The organism is Pseudomonas sp. NPDC088429 (genome assembly GCF_044753305.1).
GTDB classification, from domain to species: domain Bacteria; phylum Pseudomonadota; class Gammaproteobacteria; order Pseudomonadales; family Pseudomonadaceae; genus Aquipseudomonas; species Aquipseudomonas rustica.
Map to the genome: position 1 here is coordinate 126,906 of NZ_JBIVMX010000006.1, position 20,418 is coordinate 147,323.

Consider the following 20,418-nt stretch of genomic DNA (forward strand, 5'->3'; position numbering starts at 1 on the left):
GAGTCGCAATGGCACAGGTTTCAATTGGACAAGTGGAGAATCTGGAAGACCTCGTGCGCGGATTGCAGTCCGTACTCGAGGTACTGGAATCCTCATGCCGCGAACAGATCGCTTTTGCGGAACAGAAATCCGAAGAAGCTCGCGACGAAACACAGAACAGCGAGAGCTTGTTGGACAGTGCCACCCGGCAAGAGCAGGCAGTGCAGCAAGAAGTTGATGACGCTCAGGAGGCGTTGGCCAGCAGTCAAAGTGCGCTCGATTCCGCCCAATATTCGCTGTCGGCCTGCCTTTCTCAACCGAGTGATGATGATGAAACTCATCCCGACTGCTCCGATGAGTACGCTTGCGTTGCTGACTTCGAAGCCGATGTCGAGCAGGCTCAAGGCATGCTGGAACAAGCAAAAGCAGATTTCGAGCTAGCCACGGAAAATCGTCAAGCGATGGAACAGCGCCTGGAACTCGCGAGACAGGCGCAAGCGATGGCGGAACAAACGCTGGTACAGGCTCAACAGGAATGCAATGCACGGCTGGCATCTGTCGGCCGGGCTGTTGAAGTTGGCACTGCTCGGTTGACTGCCGCACAACAGGCACTGAATGCATACTTGGCGACGAATCCGTCCGCTGGACAGTTTCATGCCTGGCTGAAATGGGACCCCACTCAACAGGGCGGCCCCATCACACCGGACATATTGCGAGACCGGATGAACCTGTCGTCAGAACATCAACGGATGCTTCAGGACTATCTATACGACCGCAACCCTGGGTATCGGAAACTGGTTGACCGCTATCGCGGCCAATGGGCAGACGCGAAGGGCGACGCCGAGCGCAACATCGTCGCACGCAAGGCTCGTATACATCTGAGTGGTGAATTTGGGGAGCAAATAGCGCGGCACGCACTTGCACCTCTGGGCGGACGAATCGAGACACAAGGTCGCACGTTCGTTGGCGACGATGGACGCTACACAAAAACAGATCTACTGATAACCGACTTACGAGTCCCGATCATTTTGGGACGTGGCGAGGGCATGGGAGCTCCTGTGGGAGGCTCGATGGCGTTCGAGGTGAAATGCGGGAAGGCGCAGTACCTCTATTCGCAGATGGATCACATGGTTTTCCAGTCCCAAGGACACAAGCAGGCGGATGCGCAATGCACGCTTTGCTCGCGAGATATCCAGGACCTTTCACCAGAGAAGCAGAAAGAATTGCGCGATACCTTGCGCGAAGCAGGTTCGCCGATGGTGGGAATGTTGCCCAGTAAGAACGAAATAGATAAGTCCTGCCTTGATTTCATCCGCCCAAACGAGGAGGAGCAGCCATGAAAGTGCGATTCGCAATTATCAGTCCAGACACTCTCGCCCAAGTCCGGACGGAGATTGAAAGACTTCAACAAGCGGTCAACGCCGGGGATATGGACGGCGTGGATGCGGCCACGGAGCAATTATTGGAATTGACGGCGCACTGTCAGTCGATCGATTTGTCCGAGGAAGATTGGCGAGCGTTTCTGACTCGAGTCAGGAGCATGAATCCTGAGTTTAAATCCAACTATCTATTGCCAGGCGAAGTTTGCTCCTCGATTTTTCCTTCCATCACCGCTGACGACTCTGTACTCGAGCTTCCTATTGATGGTGATACGGCGGAGGAAGAGATCGATGTTTGACGATGTTTTTGGAATGGCGATTTTGTGCGCCGAAAACTTTCGCGAAGCAGCACACGATTCATTTGGTCTTTCCATTTCCACCGAGGTGCTCGAGCCGATTCTCAAGGAAATCGATTCGCTGCGCATTTTCAATGAGGAATTCCAGCGCCAGGCACTCAATCTTGATAAGACCCTGGAGAGCGCGCGACTCATCCAGAGCACAAATCCTGGGAATGAAAAATGAATGGAACTCAGCGATTGTCCAAAACTACGATGACCGCGATAAATAAAGCTGTCGCTGATTATCAAGAGGGTCTGGCGCGCATTGACCGCGAGTTCGATGCCCTCTCCCACCGGATAGAACAATCGATTCTGGACTTGTCTGGCGATGCAGCGAACCATCGAAGCAAATTGAACGAAGAGGCAATGCAGCACCTCGCGTACGAAAGCAAGCAAGCGAGCGGCAACCGGGAAAAGAGGACATTGAATTGGCAATCGACCTTCGCTCGAGAATGGGAAAAAATCGCCGCTGAAACCGGACGTTGGGGTTTTCAGCTTCGCCGACAACAGCCCGCGTTTGTGGATTTCGGGCCAAATTGCCCTTTGATGGCATCGGATATTCCGACACATCTATCGTTTGGTTCGCATCGAGTTGCCTTTGAGGAACTCTCCTGCGTTGTCCCGCACACCCCTACATTCCCCCTCGCACGCGCCCTTGTCCTATCGGAGGACAACGCAGCACACAAGCACTTGATACATCAACTCCTGTTACGGTTACTGTCAGCCCTGCCGCCGGGCCGGTTGGAGTTAACGCTCATTGACCCTCTGCAATTGGGACAATCGATCGGACCGTTTCTGCCGCTTCTGAAAGTGCCGCAATTGGTGCCGCAACAACGCGTGCTGACTCGCGCAGACGAAATCGAAGCAGCCCTTGGCAAACTGCAAGACGAGGTCGAGGAGCTGATTCAACATCGGTTCACCGACCAGTCACCCAACTGGTTAGAGTACAACGCGCACAACGTCGACAATCCCCTGCGTTACAAGGTCGTATTGCTTTTTGACGCTCCAGAACAACTTTCGGACAAGAGCCTCTGGTTCCTTGAGCGGCTCTGCGTGAACGGTCCACGCTGCGGTGTACTGCCCATCCTCGCGATTGACGGGCATCGCATGGAAGACCGGCGATATGAAAAATTTCGCACCACGCTGGAAACATCGACCATGGGCACTGACGCACTGTTGCGTGGTGCTGACTACGGATGCAACGGGCTGTCGTTGACCTACCAGCCAGAACAATGGCTCGCGCAAGACTTTTTGGCCGGATTCATCTCCACGGTTGCCGAGCATTACGCCGCGACGGCACGCTTGCGCAAATCAATGCCTGACCTCTGGACGAATTTCGGGAAAGGCGCGACCACCCGCAGCGGCTTCAGTATTCCAATCGGATGGACGTCCGTCGGTGAGCAGGTGCCACTGATCCTGGGTGCAACGACCTCCGAGCATCACGCACTGCTTGCAGGTAAAACGGGCTCTGGCAAGTCCAACCTGCTCCATGTGCTGATTCAAACGCTGTGCGAGAAATACTCGCCGGCAGAAGTTGATCTCTACTTGCTGGATTACAAAGAATCTACGGAATTCAATATCTATGCAGACCCACCACTTCCTCACGCCCGTTTGGTCGCCACGGAAAGCGATCCCGAATACGGCGTAACGGTGCTGAGGCATCTCGTGGATGAGCTGGAAGAACGAGCGCGTATTTTCAAGAAAGCGGAAGTTCGTGATTTTGCTGAATACCGCGCGGCGAGCAGCGAGCGACTACCACGGATTCTTTTGGTCGTAGATGAGTTCCAGGTTCTCTTTGCAGGGCAGCGCCAGGTCGCAGAGGCGGCAGAACAACTGCTCTCACAGTTGTTAAAACAGGGCCGCTCATTCGGCATCCACATCCTGCTTGCGACGCAAACCCTGAAAGGCATTAATGCACTGTCAATCGCAAGCATAATTACCCAACTGGGATGCCGTATCGCGCTGGCGTGCGGTCAGGAAGATTCCGCGATGATCCTCGGTGCAAACAACTGGGCGGCGGCTGAACTCAAGAGCCCTCCCGAGGGCATCATCAATAATGCCAACGGTGCGAAATCCGGCAATGTAAAGCTGCTGATTCCACTGGCAGAAAACACACTCTGCCGCGAACACATTGCAACATTGGCGGGATATGCGACACAGCATGGCATGGCCGGCAAGACGCGAATTTTCAGCGGAGCCAATCTGCCGCAGCTGCCTTCATCCAGTGAATATCAAACGATTTGCGGACAAGACGACACCCTGCTTTTAGGTGAGCGGCTGACATTCGATGCCCAAAGGCTGACGATCCCGCTCACCCGACGCTCAGCGTTCAATGTCCTGTTCAGCGGCTACAACGACCAAATTCACGACGGGTTGTTGGCCGCTACGCTTTGCAGCATTACGTTCCAAGACAGCTTCGATGAGATTGTCTATTTCAATGGGCGTGGCGTTGCACCAGGCGGTGGATTTTCCGCCGCAGCGCAGGCGCTCGGCGCACGTCTAAAGATGTTTGACGACATTGCCGCGCTACCACTGCAGGCGATAGCCGACGGTATCGGGACGCGCCGCGTCGCGTTGATCATCGATGGTCTCGACGCCGAGAAAGCACTTCATCCGTCATCCGCATTCAGAGCCCCCAAACCTGGTGACCCCCCTTCACCCGCTGACCTGCTGAAGCGCCTGGCTGAAGAAGGACCACGCAAGGGGATATTCGTATTTGCATTCGTTGACCGTTGGCAACGCTGCGCTGGTGCTTGCAAGGATCTCTTCGCATCTTTCGAGTTACGCGTGGCGTATTGCATGAACGAGGACGATGGGGGATCACTCGTGAGTGGTGGTATTGGCAAGTTCAAAGGCATCGAAAAGCCAAATCGCGCCGTTTTCGTCAACAGAATGACAAACGAAATCGCATGGTTCCGGCCCTACATTCAAAAGAACTCTCAATGAAAAAGTTTCTGCTCACTTGGTATGGCATCACGGATTTTCGCGCATCGTTAGGCTTTGAAAGCACAGACGGCCCAATCGCCGCGGCACTCGCTGCGCAGGACTATTCTGATGTCGTTGTTCTCTGCTACACACGGTCGGACGAGACAGATAGACAGAGTCTGGAGACCCAGGGCGCCTTCAACGTAGCGTTAGCATCAATCCATGACTCGAATCAGCAAAAAGACTGGAAGTCGACCAGCGATTTCGTTTCCAGATTCGCCAATACTGCAGCAGCGCACGAACATTTCGTCCGCTGGTTAAACGGCAAGTTTCATACTGCCGGCAGTAGTCCGAAAATCAGCTTCAAGAGCGAAAAACTACGCGAACTCAACGACAGTGAGGGGATCTACGCTTGCGCTATGCGGGCTCTGGATTCTGTTGCAAAAGCGGCCGGCGAGAAGCTTGTCACGCTCTATTTGAGCCCTGGTACCCCTGTGATGGCCTTTGTCTGGGCCTTGGCGGCACTAGGACATCCGAATCTCAAAAAGAGACTCCTCGTATCACCTGTTGTTGGAAAACCACCCGAAGCCATCACCTTACCCGTGGAATGGCTTGAACGGCATGGTGCAAGCCAGAGAGCGACACGCAACGCGGTAGACGGATTTGATGTGACATACCATCTGTTTGGCGAGCAGCGCATGCCGGCGTTGCTAGGCATCAGGCAGTTTTCATCAACCCGGCATATTTTCGTGAACTCGAATGATTTCCCCGCAGCCTGCATGCAGGCATTCATTCACGATGGAAACCTGGAGGAACTCGCCGTTGATCCCTGGGATGCCCACGACGCTCATGAAAAAATCATCGGTCATGCCAGGAGCCTGCCGGCAAACGCGCGAATTGGCGTCAACCTGACTGGCGGAACAAAATTGATGTTTGCCGGTGCGCTCTCGGCAGCCCGGGCGCTGGGCGCTGTTCCCTTTTACTTTGACAGTCGCAATCAGCGCGTGACGTTTGTGGACAGTCTTCGCCGCGAAGCCATTAGACCCATTGATTCGGTCGAAGCATTTTTGCTCCTCAATGGGGATGGGCTGAAGTTATCGACGACTGGCGCGATGGAAGGGATATCGTCAAATCGCCGCCGTCTGACCGAAACGCTCTGGAAGTATCGAAGCAAGATCGCAAGTTGCTACAAAAAACTATGCGAACTCAATAACAACCACGAAAAGCTGCGCAAAAGAGGAGCAGAACTCACGCCGTTCTCCGTTGAATGCAACGGCTTCCTTTTCGAGTTTGGACAAGACAATGTCGCATCGGTCGTTGGCTACGGACTGGATCTGCGTTTCAAGAATTGGGTTGATTTCGCAAAATACCTTTCCGGCGGATGGTTTGAGGAATACGTATATTTGCAATGCAAACCATACGAAGACAGGGGAATCATCAAAGATTTGCGTATCAATCTCACGCTGCAACTTGATGGTGAAAGCCAGGCAGGATCATCCACTGGGGATGCCCAGCATAACGAACTCGATGTCACGTTCACGGATGGCCACTCTCTCTACATCGTGGAATGCAAGGCAGGAAATGTAACGCAGGAGCAAGTCATGAAGTTGCAGAACCTGGTTCGTTTCTACGGTGGCGTCGAGGGCCGTGGCATTGTCGCTTGCTGCTTCTCACCAAATTCGGAGTCGGTTCGAAAAAAAATCAAGGACGCACGATTGACGCTCTGTTGCGCAGGAGCATTTTCCGAACAGTTGCGTGCGTTGATGAATGGCATCGAAGCACGCACCAAATCAATCGGGGAGTCCCTATGAGGCTCTACCTGGTTTGTGATACCTCCGGCAGCATGAGGGACGGGGGCAAGCCGTTCATCATGAGAACAACCGTCATGGCTATCGCCCAATGGGTGCGCTTGGGATATGGAAACGCACAAATCAGGTTGTGCGCGTGGGCATCCGAAGCATGCCTCGTCCCTGATTGGAGCGAAAAGCAAGAGTACCCGGCACAACTGCTCGATTGCCAAGGAACTTCAAATTGGAAGGCCTTGATTCAGTTGCTTGGGGAACAGCCCGACGGCAAGGTTTTGCTGTTTTCTGATGGGTTTTGGTCGCGGGCCGATGCGAGGTTATTCAAGCAATGGAAGGAGTTCCTGCCGCCGGATGCACTGCGCATTGTCAAAACGGGCGCCGATGCCAATCCACAACTCAAAGGGCCGGATGTTTTTGCAGCTGAAGATTTATTCGCCGTACTGGACGGTTGGCTGGAAGCCAATTCAGCATGACGCTTTGGAAGAGTTTTGGCGCAAGTGTCCAAGGCCCAGGGCATGTAGTTACAGGTACCACCAACCAGGACGCATGGGGATCGTTCCACCACGCATGGGGGGACGGCATTGTTGTTTCCGACGGTCTCGGCTCAAAGCCGTTTTCCAACTTCGGAAGCGATGCCGCCTGTCTGGCAGTGAAGTATGCGGCTCGCGCCTGTCGTGACAAATCTGAAATGGACCACGACCTCCTGTTCCAGCGCATCACATCCAATTGGTTAACCCTTGTCAGGCCACTTGCACCACGCGATTGCGCAGCCACTTGCCTGTTCGCGTTCCGGCTTGGAAATGGCGTAATCCACCTGGGAATGCTCGGCGATGGCCTGGTTGCCGCAGTCAGATCCAATGGCTCTGTCGTGTCTCTGTCCGAGGATAAATCACAGGGTTTTTCAAACATCACTGCTGCACTCTCGCCGAATGTTTGCGCGAAAGACTGGCGGCATGCATCGCTGCCAGAGGAAGACTGCGCGGCCATCCTGCTCTGCACCGATGGCGTGGCGGACGATCTGGAGGATGTCGACGGGTTCGTGAGGGGCGTTATCGAAGCACACCGGCCCCTTGCCGCCATAAGCGCCAACCGACGTATCCACGAGATGCTCGAAAACTGGCCGACGCCAAAGCACAGCGACGACAAGACTATCGCCTGCCTTTGCCGCGAGGAGATCACGAATGGATAAATCCGAAGAACTGAAGCATTCAAAGCCGCTTTGCGATGAATACGGCAATCAGCACTACCTGGCCGAAGAGCTCGCCAGAGGCGGACAGGGCGTAGTGTTTCGCACCAGGGATGCTGATTTGGCGATCAAGCAGCCAATCGATAAATCGGGCGGCCTGGACAAAGATGCCAACCTGCTTGAACGCTTCAAGAACATCCGCCTGCTGCCCATGCCTTCGCGCATTCCTGTTTCCCTGCCGCTAGCCATTCTGCGCGACGAGCCGGGTTATGTGATGCGCCTTTTGAACGGGATGCAACCGTTTGGCGTTCTCGAACACGATGGCAGGACGAAGAAGCCGCAGGAAGATTGCAATCCTGTACTCCCCGAGTGGCTTGCAAAAATTACGGACAAAGAGATGGCGTTGCGGCTCTTGCATTATGCCAAAACGGGCTCAACCCGCCGCCGCTTGTTCGCTCTCTCCAAATGCGCATCCATCCTCGCCCGCCTCCACAGCGCAGGGTTAGTGTATGGCGACATTTCGACGAACAATGCGTTTATCGCAGACGGCTTAAGCGATGTCTGGCTCATTGACGCCGACAATATGCGCTTTGAAATGCCCGACGGCGGCACTTCTGTCTATACGCCAGGCTACGGCGCGCCAGAAGTGGTGCGTGAAACTGACTCCTCGCGCCCGCGCTCGGATTGCTGGGCCTTTACAGTGATGGCATTCAAGACATTAGCTCTGTGCCACCCATTTATCGGCAAGAAAGTGCTGGAGCCAGACGAAGACGAAGGTGGCTGGGACACCGAGCCGGTTGCAGACGCCTCCCCCGCCGATTTGGACGAGAAGGCCTACGCCGGTTATTTGCCTTTTATTGATGACGACGATGACGATTCAAACCAGGGCGTTGGTGGCCTGCCCCGCGTGTTGGTAACGACGCCGGGTCTGCGCCGGCTTTTCCAGGAAACTTTCTGCGGCGGAAAAGAGCAGCCGCACCGCCGTCCGGCGATGGCGTTCTGGGCACTGGAATTGAAGAAGGCATTCGACCTATCGCTGCAATGCCATGCGTGCAGCATGAGCTACTTTGTCGATGACCATACTCAATGCCCTTACTGCCATGTCGCACGCGCTTCCTTCATCCGCGCCATAACTCCGCGCGGGAATATGGTGATTCCCGGCAGTGCCACAGAGTTCGCGCTCCCAAACCGGCTTTTTCACCCGTTTTCATTCGAGCATGACGACGCGCAAGAATACGAAGCAGTTCTGGACTTTAAAGCGAAAACCGCATTCCCCGCACGAGGCACGAAGACGTTCCCCGACACGCTGGCTTTCGAGTTTGTAGGAGGAACGAAATGAATTTTCAAGAAATCCCGGCCGATATCTTCACCATCCGCATCAAGCGGACTGACAACACAACGGATACCTTGCCAGAGCAACCTGTCTTTTCGATTGAGAGCAGTCCGTTGCGACCCGAGGAATTTGAACTTCGCCTCAAACAGGCGCTTATCTGCGTTCGAACCGTGCATGCCATTGACACCCGTCGCCTCAACGCAGAACTCGCCAGCGGTCGCGCCATGCTTGCTCAACTGGTCAATTTCGCAGCTGACGGCAGCATGGAACTGCAAATCGCCTTCTTCACGGGCGAGTGCCTTGAGATGGGTGAAGTCGAAATCGGCGTGGACGAACATGTGGAAATCAAGATTTCGAAGATTGAGCCTCGCAGGGGTGAACTAAAGGGAACGCGTCTTTACGAGCGGCTTGTTGAACATTGCTGTTTCCGACAAGACGAGAGCGAATTCTTCTTTCTGACTGCCGGCCCGGCAATTGATGAAGCATTGACGCCAGAAAAAGCCCGAAAGCAGGCTGAAGACCATGACGACGGAACCGAAACCCAGGAAACGGCAATTGATGCCGAGTCGAATGCGGTTCCTAACAATGTAACGCACACCGCAAACATACGGCCGACCCGCAACAACTCCTTCTGCATCACCGGCGCGGGCATTCGCTTTGTCGCCACTGAGACCTCGTTGCCAGAGGGCAAATCCATCTTCATGACCTCACGCCTGACCGAAATCAGACGTCGAACCGATCGTGCATTGCGCTTGGTGAAGGGCACACTGCGCTTTACTGACTGGACGCAGGCCGGCCAGATTCGAATCCTCGCACAAGCACAACTGACCGCGCTGACCCAGGACGATGTCAGTTATCTGAAAAAATGGGACGAGTTTGGTGATCTGGAAGGCGAGTTACTGCTCAAAAGAGCCCGGGTCGTCGGTGCCTTGCAGTTTTCCAATATGGCTCCAAAACGAGATGGAACAGTTTCTGTTCGTATTTCCCAAGCCAGCGATGCTGCCTTGAGTGCATTGGCAGGGGGGGTGGTGCCCGAAGTCAAGATGATTGACGAACTACCCGATTACCTGAGAGACGAATCCCTGCGTTTCAAGGATTTCGCGAGCGGAATCGAACGAGCCATGGAGAACGAAAAACCTGCCCAACGCAATGAGCGACAAGACGCGAAGGCGAAGGTGAAGGTGAAGACGAATTTCGAGGTATCTGATTTTGACAAGGAATCAAGGACGCTCACGCTCAAGGCTGAAACATTGCCGGGGGAATCAGGCACGCTCATTCTTTCGTTGGCAGGCGAAATTGCTCAGATCAAGCGCCGGTTATCCGCTCGCCGCTCGATCCTGGAAGGCCGCGCAGCCAACCCCCAGCTTGGGCTGCTGATTGAAGAAAAAGCGACAATCGCACCAACACGCAAGCCACCGGAAATCGCGCCACTGACAGCATTTGTTCGTAATAAAGTGTTCAAAAATCAGCCGACGGAGAAACAGCTGGACGCGATCAAGTACGCATTGGAAACACCGGATATTGCACTTATCCAGGGCCCACCCGGCACGGGCAAGACCACAGTCATCGCGGCGATTCTCGAACGGCTGAACGAGATGGCAGATAAGCGTGGCGCGAACGTCAAAGGCCAGGTTCTGCTGACAGGTTTCCAGCATGATGCGGTCGAAAACATGATTGAGCGATTGTCGCTCAACAGTATTCCCGTTCCGAAGTTTGGCAAGCGCTCCAACACGCAGGTAGACGGCTCCAGCCTCTTTGAGAAGCGGCTGGACGAATGGTGCGCAACACTCGCGACTGAATTGCGCGAGCGAAATCCGCGGATTGCCGACATTGAGCAGGAAATGGAAATCAAGCATCTGTGCCTGCAATACATTCAGACCCCGACGCGCGCGCTGGGCGCGCGTCTCGCCGGGGAAATCGCATCACTTGGCGTAGCGATTATCGGTGAAGAGTACGCGCGACGTGCCGTAAATCTCAAAAACAAGATGTGCCTTGAAGAAAAGCTCAATGACGACACCAACCAGTTGCTCGGCGCCGTGCGTCGTCTGCGTTGTCATGCGCAAAGCTTCGCAGATGACGGGGCTGAGCGAGCGGCTGATGCACTGAATGATCTGCATGAGCTACTTGAAAAGAAGGACCGCGATTTACTGGACAACGCCAGCCTGTGGCGCAACGAAGATGGGCCCCCGTCATTCCTGAAGGAGTTGACGGTACTGAAGAAGACACTTCTTGCCCGTTTCACCGCTCCTCCGGTCTTTCGTGTAGAGAAGCAAAACGATGAAGTCGTAACGCTGGCAATGCGCGCTATCGAACGCATCAAGGCTGCAGGTCACTCCGCCAGGGACAAGAAGTCTGTCGCGCTTGCCGAGTTTCTGGCCGAACTTGAAAGCAACCCTTTCGCTATGTTGAACGCGGTGTCTGAGTACAGTTTCGCGTTCGCTGCCACCTGCCAGCAAAGCGTGAATCGAGGGATGCAGATCCAGAAAGGCATCAAAGGGGGTGATGCCAATCAGAACCAGCAAAGGATGGAATACGAGTATGTGATTGTCGATGAGGCCGCGCGTGTCTCGCCTCGCGACCTCATGGTACCGATGGCCCAAGGCAAGCGCATTATCCTCGTCGGCGACCACCGTCAATTACCTCACATTATTGACGACGAAGTTGCTCGTCAGATGGAGGCAGGCGAAACAGAGCTGCAAGAGTCGGACTGGCTCAAAAAGTCGATGTTCCAGTATCTGTTTTCAGAGCGTTTGAAAACGCTTGAGGACAACGACGGCATTACCCGCCGCGTTACGCTGGACAAGCAATACCGCATGCATGAACTGCTGGGCGACTTCATCAGCCGTAACTTCTATGAACGTTTCGCCCCATCGGAGAGATTTGGCTCTGGTCGGCCCGCAAGCGATTTTGTTCATAATCTCCCTGACACGGATGGCAAACACGCTGCCTGGCTGGAGGTACCTGTCGACAAAGGCAAGCATCAACGTAGCGGAACCAGTTGGATACGGCCTGCGGAGGCGACCGTCATCGTTCGCCAGTTAAAGAAGTGGATGGATTGCGAAGCCGGCAAGGATCTGACGTTCGGCGTCATTTCGTTTTACAAGGCGCAGTCTGAGCTCATCAGCAAGCAACTCGGCGCGATCGCGGACAACGACAAGAAAATTCGTATCGGCACGGTGGACTCCTTCCAGGGCATGGAATTCGATGTCGTCTTTCTGTCAACGGTGAGGACATTGCCACAGCACTGGAAGCCCGAAGACGATGACCGCGAGAAACAGGCACGAACGCTGTTTGGTCACCTCTGCCTCTATAACCGCCTGAATGTTTCGATGAGCCGCCAGAAAAAACTGCTGGTTGTGGTGGGCGATTCAGGTTTGCTGAATGGAGAGCTTGCCGCGGATTTTGTTCCGGGTCTGGTTGATTTCCACAAACTCTGCCAGGAACACGGAGTCATGCTGAAATGTTGAATCTCCTAGATTACGGTAAACCAAACCCCTTCGGTGCAACCATTGGCAGGCCACGCAATCTTTCCTGGCCCGTCAGCACCTATCGCGTAACCCTGCCCAGACCATCCGAGGACGGCGAGAGCCTGAACCCGTTCGAGCATGTCATCCTCAAACTGCTCGATGCATCAGGCGCGATGGAAGCTCAGGCGCTGGCAGATGAAACCTGCATTCCGATCGACTTGGTCGAAAGTATTCTCTTGCGTTTGCAGGACAAGGCTCTCATTGACGAGTCCAAAGCCATCATTGAGCAAGAACGCGACAACGGCGGCAGTGATGTTGAAAAAACGCCTGTGTATGTCACCGCGCTTTTGTTTCGTGAACTCGTCACCGGCAAAATCCTCCCTTTCATGCATTGGCTGGACGACGCGAATCCATTGCAAAAAAAGCAGGGTCAGGAGGGGCAATTTCGAACGATTCGTTGGAACAATGCCCACAAAAACAACCCACCCACTCAGCGAGATGTCATCAGTATATTGCGGATGATGCAGAGAAGGTCGGCGGCCTTCGGGAGGGACGAACCAACGCTCAGCGTCCAAAAGGTCATGATCGTTGAGCAACCTGAGATGCATTACCTTGACTGCCCGATTGCAATACAGAAAAGCGATGGTGAGTTCCGCATCGCGGATCCGTTTGGCACTGGATTTTCGTTGATCCTCGAAGGAGCATTCGAGCACTTGCTTGAACAGGACGAAAAGCTGTGCGAATGGCTGGAACAGTGGAAAGTCTCACTGAGCAATCCGCGCGCAAAAAACCTGGAAGCAAAGCCCAAAGAGCCGTTCGACACCGACATCAATTGGGGGCACTACCCGAAACTCATCTCCAGTCTGCGCCTGCAGTCGAATGCCGCCTTTCACTCCATCGCTCAGGTTTACGCCTCAGTTGAATGGGCACTGTTCTACGCTTGCGGCAGACGCCCCTTTGAGGATGCAATTACAAGACTGAGATTCACCGCGCAAGCAGAACATTCCGCGCTACTTGCGAATGCCTCGAATGATGTAGGGCTAACCTTGCCGCACTTTGGATTGCGGCCAATTCGAGAAGGAAAGCTGCTGGATTTCCAGAACGGAAAAGCGGAGCTGGAGACGCTTCTGTCCATTGCAATTTTGCAAGCACAAACCGATGCATCCCATCCCTTGCAACGCATCGCGGTTTTGCACCCGACGCTCATCAGCCATTTATTTCGTATCAAGAAAACGCGCGATGAGAAGGGACATGGAAAAGGCAGCGTTGACGCACCGGACGTGGAGTTGTCGGATGCCCCTTTCATGCGCGAATTGGTCCACGCACTGCTTCCGGAAATCTTGTTTTCCGACATAGCCGTCTCGACGCCTGACAGCGATGCCCATGCCGACTCCCTGCTGGATGGCCGCACAAGTATCCAGAGCGAATTTGGCTTCAAGACATTCAACCGCCTCGGTACGAACTTGAAAGAGCGCCTCATTCATGCAGAACGCTTCTTTCTGTTCTGCAAAGACGGGGATGACGCACTCGCTTTCGTTCGCGATCTGTATGCAGCGCTGCAATCGGTGTTCGAGATGTCACTGGCCAGCAAATTACCGCCGGATGTCAACGATGCGCAGCTTGTCGAGTCCGCTGGAAGCAGAGCCATCTGCGCCGGTTTCTGCAATGAACTGCCTGAGGGCCTGCGCACCGTCAAAGCTTCAGCTGTCCGGCAAACGCTGCAGGGTACCGGACAATCGCTCGGGGCCTGTGTGCTGGCATTTCTGCTTATGTCCGATGCCGACACCCTCGACTCAATCGCGGGCTCGCAGCCGTCGTTTGTGGACGATGTGACGGATGTCATTACCCGGCGAGGGCACGGTAATGAGCCGCTGCCGCTGCCAAAGGCGGAAATCGCAAAGCTCCGTAAAGAATCCTACAAAACTATCAAAACACTCATTGAGGTATAGGGAATGGAACACGTTGGCGAATTGGAAGATGCCATGAAGCAGGATGCTACGAACCATGCGGTGCGCGAAACCGACATAGCACTTCGGGAGCAGGTTCTCGCCGGGCTTGAACGATCCATGTTTGAACGCGAACAGCGCATTGTCGAGGAAAGTCGCGCGCTTGTAGAAAAAAAGACCCAGCTCACCCAGCGTGAACAAGCGCTTATCGGCGACGAACAAAAGCGCGACGGGGGCTTCGCCGACGAGCGTGCCATCCTGAATGCCGAATTGCGCGATAAACGCATCGATACCGAGCGCGAGATTGCAGATAGCCGCGAGCAGAAGCTTGCCGCCCTTGACGATGAAGTCGCCAGGCTAAGAGCCAAACGCCTGGCAGATATTTCCAGCGCTGAAAACATTGAGCGCGATCGCATCCGTGCCGATATATCCAGAGAGCGCGAAGCATGGGACAAGCGCCAGGACGAGGCACGACAATTGCTCGACGCTAAACACTCCGAACTTGCAAGGCAAAAAGGAGCGCTGTCGGCCCTGCAAGGCGAAATCGAAGGGCGAAAACTGGAGCTTGAAAACTCCGAACGGGCTCTGGAGCGCAAGGATCAGCGGCTGGAGCAGCAATCGCAGAGGCGTATCGAGCAACTTGATGAAGAACTCGGTTTGCGCCTGGAAGAAGCACGTAAATCACTGGATGCGCAAAAACAGTCGTATGTGGAGGAAAACAACCGCCTGCGACAAAGCCTTGCAGCACAAACCGGCCTGCTTGGCGCATTTGAGCAGTTGAAGCGGCAACTCGGTGGCAAAGAACCGGTCGAGATCCTGCGCGACCTGAACAGTCAAACCGATGAGCTGAAGCGCTTGCGTGAAGAACTGGCGACGCGGCCCACCGAAGAGATGCGCGAGCGGCATCAGGCACTTGAGCTGGAAACTAAACATCAGAAGGCCCGTGCAGACGAGGCTTCACGGCAATTAGAAAACAATAGAGCCGCTGCCGCGGAAGCTGGCGATCTACGCCACAAAAATTCCGAACTTGGCGCGGCAATTAAGTCTCTGACGCAGCAGGCTTCCATCTTTGAGGGATCGGCCAACGAGGCACAAGCCGAACTCAATCGCCTGCGTGCTGCTTATGAACGTCCCGCTGAAGTCCAGGCGCGGCACAAGGAAATCGAGATCCCGCACTTCAGCGCGGAAAAAGCCAAGCCGCCAGTCAAAGCCGAAATTGACGAAATGACATGGCTCACAGGTATTGGCGGTGCCTGCAACACATATGGTTTGCACTTCAATCCCCGTATCCTGAAAGCATTCCATACAGCGCTAAAAACGGCCGAATGGTCTCCCCTTACCGTGCTCTCGGGCGTTTCCGGCACCGGCAAATCCGAATTGCCTCGCCTCTACTCACACTTCGGCGGTATTTTCTACGAGCCGCTTTCAGTCCAGCCAAACTGGGACTCGCAGGAGTCCATGCTTGGCTTCTTCAATTCGATTGACAACAAATTCGACGCCCAGGCGGTGTTGCATTTTCTGGCGCAAAGCCAGAAACGCTGGAGTGATGATTATCCGGGGTTGTCAGATGCCGTCTGCCTCGTTCTTCTTGACGAGATGAACCTTGCCCACCCTGAACTTTATTTTGCCGAATTCCTGAGCAAGCTTGAGCTGCGGCGCGGCAGGAAAGGCGAGGATGTACCGTTCCTGCCCGTAAAAGTCGGTGCTGGAATGCAACCCTACAAGCTCCCTCTCGGCCGTAATGTCCTGTGGGCAGGAACGATGAACCAGGATGAAACAACCAAGTCACTCTCCGACAAGGTCATCGATCGCTCCATCATTATTAATTTCCCGCGTCCTACCGAACTTAAACGTCGCCTGAAACTAATGCCACTTGATGACTCCAATCGTGGCCCTGCGTTACATAAAACATCTTGGCAGAGCTGGGTGGTTCAGGGCAGCAGTTTCTCGGAAGAAGAGATCAAGCCATTCAAGGAGTTCATTGAAAAAATGAATGACGCGCTGTCGGTTTCCGGCCGCGCGCTTGGCCACCGAGTCTGGCAGTCCATTGAATATTACATGGCAAACTACCCGGATGTTCGGGCTGCTCAGAGGGCAAAAGACAAGCACCTGCTGGCGAAAGCGATGCATATCGCTTTTGAAGATCAACTGGTGCAAAAGGTCATGCCCAAGCTTCGCGGCATCGATACGCGAGGAAAAAGCCAGACTGAATGCCTCGACAAAATCAGGGGCCAGATCGTTGCCGGCATTGGCGGCCAGAGCTTCAATCTTTCCGAAGATTTCGACCTTGCCTGCGAACTGGGCTACGGCCAGTTCATCTGGCAGTCCGCAAACTATTTGAACAGTGCCGACACCAAAATAACAGTTCTCAGTACCGAGGCGCTCGCAAACACGACCTCTGACAATGACGAAGAACCCCATCCGTTATTTCAAATAAACGAGCAGGACCAGAATAAACGCCAAAAAGCATGGAACATGAAGCCCGCTAATAAACGGAATGAACTACGCAAGCAACTGGACGAAAATGCGAGGGCTGGAAAAATTGTCGACCATGATATCTGACCCTTCCCAATGGGTGAAAATCAAGCTGCCAGATCTCTATGCCAACTACCGAGGCGTTGGAGAATATAGTGACGTAGCGCGGATATTGTTCGAGCAATCAGACTGGTTTTGCTGTGCCGTCGACTTTGATCCCAAAAGCGGACAGGCGTTGCCTCAATCGCTATCCTCAGTGCTTTCGAAGATTGCCAGGTACGCGTCACCAGAAACAGGCGCACTGGTACGCGATCGCCTCTGGCGCATCACTGAACATAGTCGCGCTTCAGTAGAGCGGCTTTTCCGTGCACTTAACGAAACACCACGTCGTGAACAGGCGATGCTGCCTGTTCACGCAGTGCGAGAACTCGACGCAACCAGTTTCATCAAGCTTAGCAATCGCCCGGGACGCACTCTCCGGGAAAAGCTCTCAGGGAACCCTTATCTGCAGGCCGTCCGTAGGTTCCAATCCGTCGACCTGCCGGAGAACCGCCTTCTAAAAGCGTTTGTTGTTCGCCTTGCGCAACTGCTCGAGTTGCGCAGAGATTGCCTCGGTCACGAGGACGACTTGCTCCCAACAATCCACATGTGGCTGCGCTGCGACGAAGCGCGGAATATTGCGCGATGGGACAACCTGCCGCCTAACAACACCCTCCTATCGCACCGTGATTACCGACGCGTATGGGATGCGTGGCGCTGGCTATCGACTCTGGATGACGACACCGCTGGTGACCTGTCAAAACTGAAGGAGCGCAACCAGACGCTGCGCACCTGGACCACATACGCGAAAATGTGGACCGAAGGAGCGCACCGCTTCGCGGACATGCCCATTTTTTTCGATTTCGAAACATTCGAAATTCGTCCGTGGCTGCCAAATGTTGCGGTTCAGCAAACGCCAGAAAAAATCCATCGGAACGTCGGCGTTCAAGGAATCTCCACTCCGGTTTGCGTGGATCTCACCCTGTTGCGTCCACGCTATGCCGCTGCTACAACCGCCAAATCCCTGCCCGATACTTTCCTTTGGCAACAGTGGAAAAACGATGACGATGCAGTGGCTATCGAACTCTTCAACGCCGATGCCGCCTACCATCATCCCCATGTGTCAACGCTTTCCGTTCCAGACCTTTTTTTCTCCAAAACCACCTCCGAGCATCTGGACCGTGCCGCACGCGCATTTGCCTCCAGGCTACACGCCGTGTTCAGGAGCAATACGCTTGTCTGGTTGGTTCCCGACGCACTCAACGACTTCGAACTCGATGTCGTGCGCCGCAATCTCAACGCACGCTTCCCGGACGCTGAACCTCTCCCCCGCAGCGTTGCTGCCGCCTTTGAACGAGTTGATTACTCAAAAGTAAAAGATGGTTTCCCCATCGTGGTCATTGATACCGTAGGCGGCAAAACGTGTGTCACCAAACTTCTTGCCAAGTTCGACCCCGACATTAAAAGAAGCCTGCCCGAAACCGGTGGCTTTTATTGGGAACGGCACCCCCCGATAGTCATCGCAAGCGCGGAATCGGAGATACCTGAACAAAAAAATTCCGATATTGCTTCCGTTGACGCGCAAGGGAAGTGGTGCGATGCGACTCGAGCAGTGAGACCACCTGTCATTGATGCATCGACCCTGAAACGTGATTCACGCATAGGGCCATTTGCATTCGCGATCAACTTGACGGAAAGCCCGGTGACCGGAGGCATTCGCCTCCACAATCTGCAACAACGCGCCGGAGCAATTGCCCTCTGGCGCGACCAGGTTCCCGAGCTGTCGATCAAAGTACTGAAAGATGGACGCCACCAGCGATTCCATCTCGTGTCGCGGGGTACAACCGTCAAACCAATTCGTGGCCGGCCGGTCATCATCCACGTTGGCGAAGATTTCACGCTTCCGGCCGGAAAACCGTTCTATCAATTCCCGCTTTTCCTGGGTGAGAGTTCCGAAGATCTCGGTTACTCGGCCCGCCTCGACTCCACTGCATTTCCATTGAGAGAAAACACCGTTTGCAAACTTCACCTAACTTTTGAATACGGTGTGGACGACCCCTACAAACTACTCTTCATACCCCACGACGACACTTTCCAACCGGTCCGTGCCACATGGCAGCGTACGCAAGAGGTCAGCATCACTGATAACGCTCCTGCTCCGGAGTACCCTGCTCCCGTAACATGGGCGGACTTGCGCCGCGTGCCAAAACCCAACAGCAATGAGACATCTGATTTGCCTAAATGGGTAACAAACGCAATCGGCCGACTAGACCAGGATTTTTACACCCGCCCCAAAGCCAGGACGATCGGCGTAATAAAAATGGACTGGTGTCTTGATAAAAAAGGAGGGCATTTCACCTTTGCCGATAGGGACACCACCGAGGGTCAGGTCTTTATTCATCAGAATAATTTCATTCACGGACTGAATCATGCTGACTTTACCCAGGGAGATAGCATTTCATTTGAACTTCAAGAAAAAGAGGGAAAACACTACGGTCGTAAAGTGGCCGCGCAAAATCATACAGAAACAGAGCGTCTGAAGGATTTAGACGAAGCATCAACCAGAAGCATGGTCAAAAAAATACGCAGCGGACTCTATTATCCCGTCATACAAATCTGGTGCGACGGACGTTCGATCGACGACCCGGAATGTCCGAAAGAGTTTTCCGAGTCAACCCGAGACGATATTCGGTATCTCGTTGCGTTACTGAATGAAAGCGCTCTTCCAGAGCCTATAAAAAACGAAATATTTTTTTTAATGTGTTGCATGGGCAAGGACGCACCCGACGAGTGTGTTCAGTGGCTAAACGAACAGGTCGCCAGGGAGAATGTTTTCAACCCACGAGCACTTGGTTTTTCGCTGGGCAGTGTATCCGAGCCGTGGCAGAAACAATTATTGTCGAAGCTTATGGAGCACGCCACGGAAAGCGCTCTCCGGGCTTTTGCTTATGCGGTTTGGCGAGACCAGCACTTCATTGAGAAGTTTGATTTGGCACAGCTCAGGTCAATGCTTGATTTGCTGAGCGCGAAGCTGAGTCAAATCAGATCGTGCCCACCAAGGCAAGGCGAAAATGACAAACGGGTTACCGTCAACTGGACTCGCGCTACAGCAGAATTACTCGAGCTTCTACTGGGTTTGCTTCGCGTTCGTGATTCCTCAGACGCTGAAATCAAGATGCTCCTTCAGCCGCATCAGAGGATTACCAAGGAACTGGCTAATAAGGTCGAACGGGTGACGGAGTTAGTCGCGCAGTCAAGGGTCGGTCTCTTTTCCCGGGTGCAGATCAACATCGAGAAGCCCGACGGTGACCACACCCCTGACCTGCTTTTCGCCCTGCGGCTCTATCTCACTGGCGACGATGGCGCAAACGCGATCCACATCACCAGCATCTCCGATAACCTTGAGGAATGAGCAACAGGGATCCGACATCAAGCGCCTCCGATCCCACCCGCCCCGGCAAGACTTTACGCCATACACGGAGTGGGATCTAACGTATGTTCATTTGAGTCATGCACATGAAAAAGAGTGGTGCCTGGGTTACCCCG

General features: G+C 54.1%; 12 protein-coding genes. All 12 read left to right on the forward strand.

The window, feature by feature from the left end; translation table 11 throughout:
- Positions 1–8 precede the first annotated feature (8 nt).
- From ACIP66_RS06285 to ACIP66_RS06340, 12 genes are read left to right on the forward strand one after another with little or no spacing between them, the layout of a single operon-like run.
- Entirely contained in the window at positions 9–1,319 is a 1,311-nt protein-coding gene (locus ACIP66_RS06285) for a hypothetical protein (RefSeq protein ID WP_095057978.1), read from the forward strand.
- A complete protein-coding gene (locus tag ACIP66_RS06290) occupies positions 1,316–1,657 on the forward strand; it encodes a hypothetical protein (RefSeq protein ID WP_400646373.1) in 342 nt (113 codons plus the stop codon). Before ACIP66_RS06285 ends, ACIP66_RS06290 begins: the two co-directional genes overlap by 4 nt.
- Complete coding sequence (locus ACIP66_RS06295) at positions 1,650–1,880, forward strand: hypothetical protein (protein WP_048377735.1); 231 nt, start codon at positions 1,650–1,652, stop codon at positions 1,878–1,880. Before ACIP66_RS06290 ends, ACIP66_RS06295 begins: the two co-directional genes overlap by 8 nt.
- Positions 1,877–4,642 (forward strand): FtsK/SpoIIIE domain-containing protein, encoded by a 2,766-nt coding sequence (locus ACIP66_RS06300; RefSeq protein WP_095057980.1) that lies wholly within the window; start codon positions 1,877–1,879, stop codon positions 4,640–4,642. Before ACIP66_RS06295 ends, ACIP66_RS06300 begins: the two co-directional genes overlap by 4 nt.
- Positions 4,639–6,432 carry a Card1-like endonuclease domain-containing protein gene (locus ACIP66_RS06305; protein WP_177408802.1) on the forward strand — a complete coding sequence of 598 codons (1,794 nt, stop codon included), beginning with the start codon at positions 4,639–4,641 and terminating at the stop codon, positions 6,430–6,432. Before ACIP66_RS06300 ends, ACIP66_RS06305 begins: the two co-directional genes overlap by 4 nt.
- Entirely contained in the window at positions 6,429–6,899 is a 471-nt protein-coding gene (locus ACIP66_RS06310) for a VWA domain-containing protein (RefSeq protein ID WP_048377044.1), read from the forward strand. The genes ACIP66_RS06305 and ACIP66_RS06310 overlap by 4 nt, the downstream gene beginning before the upstream one ends.
- The gene (locus tag ACIP66_RS06315; protein WP_048377043.1) at positions 6,896–7,615 is read left to right on the forward strand and encodes a PP2C family serine/threonine-protein phosphatase; all 720 of its coding nucleotides are present in this window, start codon (positions 6,896–6,898) and stop codon (positions 7,613–7,615) included. Before ACIP66_RS06310 ends, ACIP66_RS06315 begins: the two co-directional genes overlap by 4 nt.
- Positions 7,608–8,951, forward strand: coding sequence for a serine/threonine protein kinase (locus ACIP66_RS06320; protein ID WP_400646377.1), 1,344 nt, complete (start codon positions 7,608–7,610; stop codon positions 8,949–8,951). The genes ACIP66_RS06315 and ACIP66_RS06320 overlap by 8 nt, the downstream gene beginning before the upstream one ends.
- Entirely contained in the window at positions 8,948–12,412 is a 3,465-nt protein-coding gene (locus ACIP66_RS06325) for a DEAD/DEAH box helicase (protein ID WP_400646379.1), read from the forward strand. Before ACIP66_RS06320 ends, ACIP66_RS06325 begins: the two co-directional genes overlap by 4 nt.
- Entirely contained in the window at positions 12,406–14,361 is a 1,956-nt protein-coding gene (locus ACIP66_RS06330) for a hypothetical protein (RefSeq protein WP_177408803.1), read from the forward strand. Before ACIP66_RS06325 ends, ACIP66_RS06330 begins: the two co-directional genes overlap by 7 nt.
- Before the next feature lie 3 nt (positions 14,362–14,364).
- On the forward strand, positions 14,365–16,920 hold the full coding sequence (locus tag ACIP66_RS06335) for a chromosome partitioning protein ParA (protein ID WP_241485576.1): 2,556 nt from the start codon (positions 14,365–14,367) through the stop codon (positions 16,918–16,920).
- Complete coding sequence (locus tag ACIP66_RS06340) at positions 16,856–20,284, forward strand: DNA-binding protein (protein ID WP_400646383.1); 3,429 nt, start codon at positions 16,856–16,858, stop codon at positions 20,282–20,284. Before ACIP66_RS06335 ends, ACIP66_RS06340 begins: the two co-directional genes overlap by 65 nt.
- Positions 20,285–20,418: the final 134 nt, after the last annotated feature.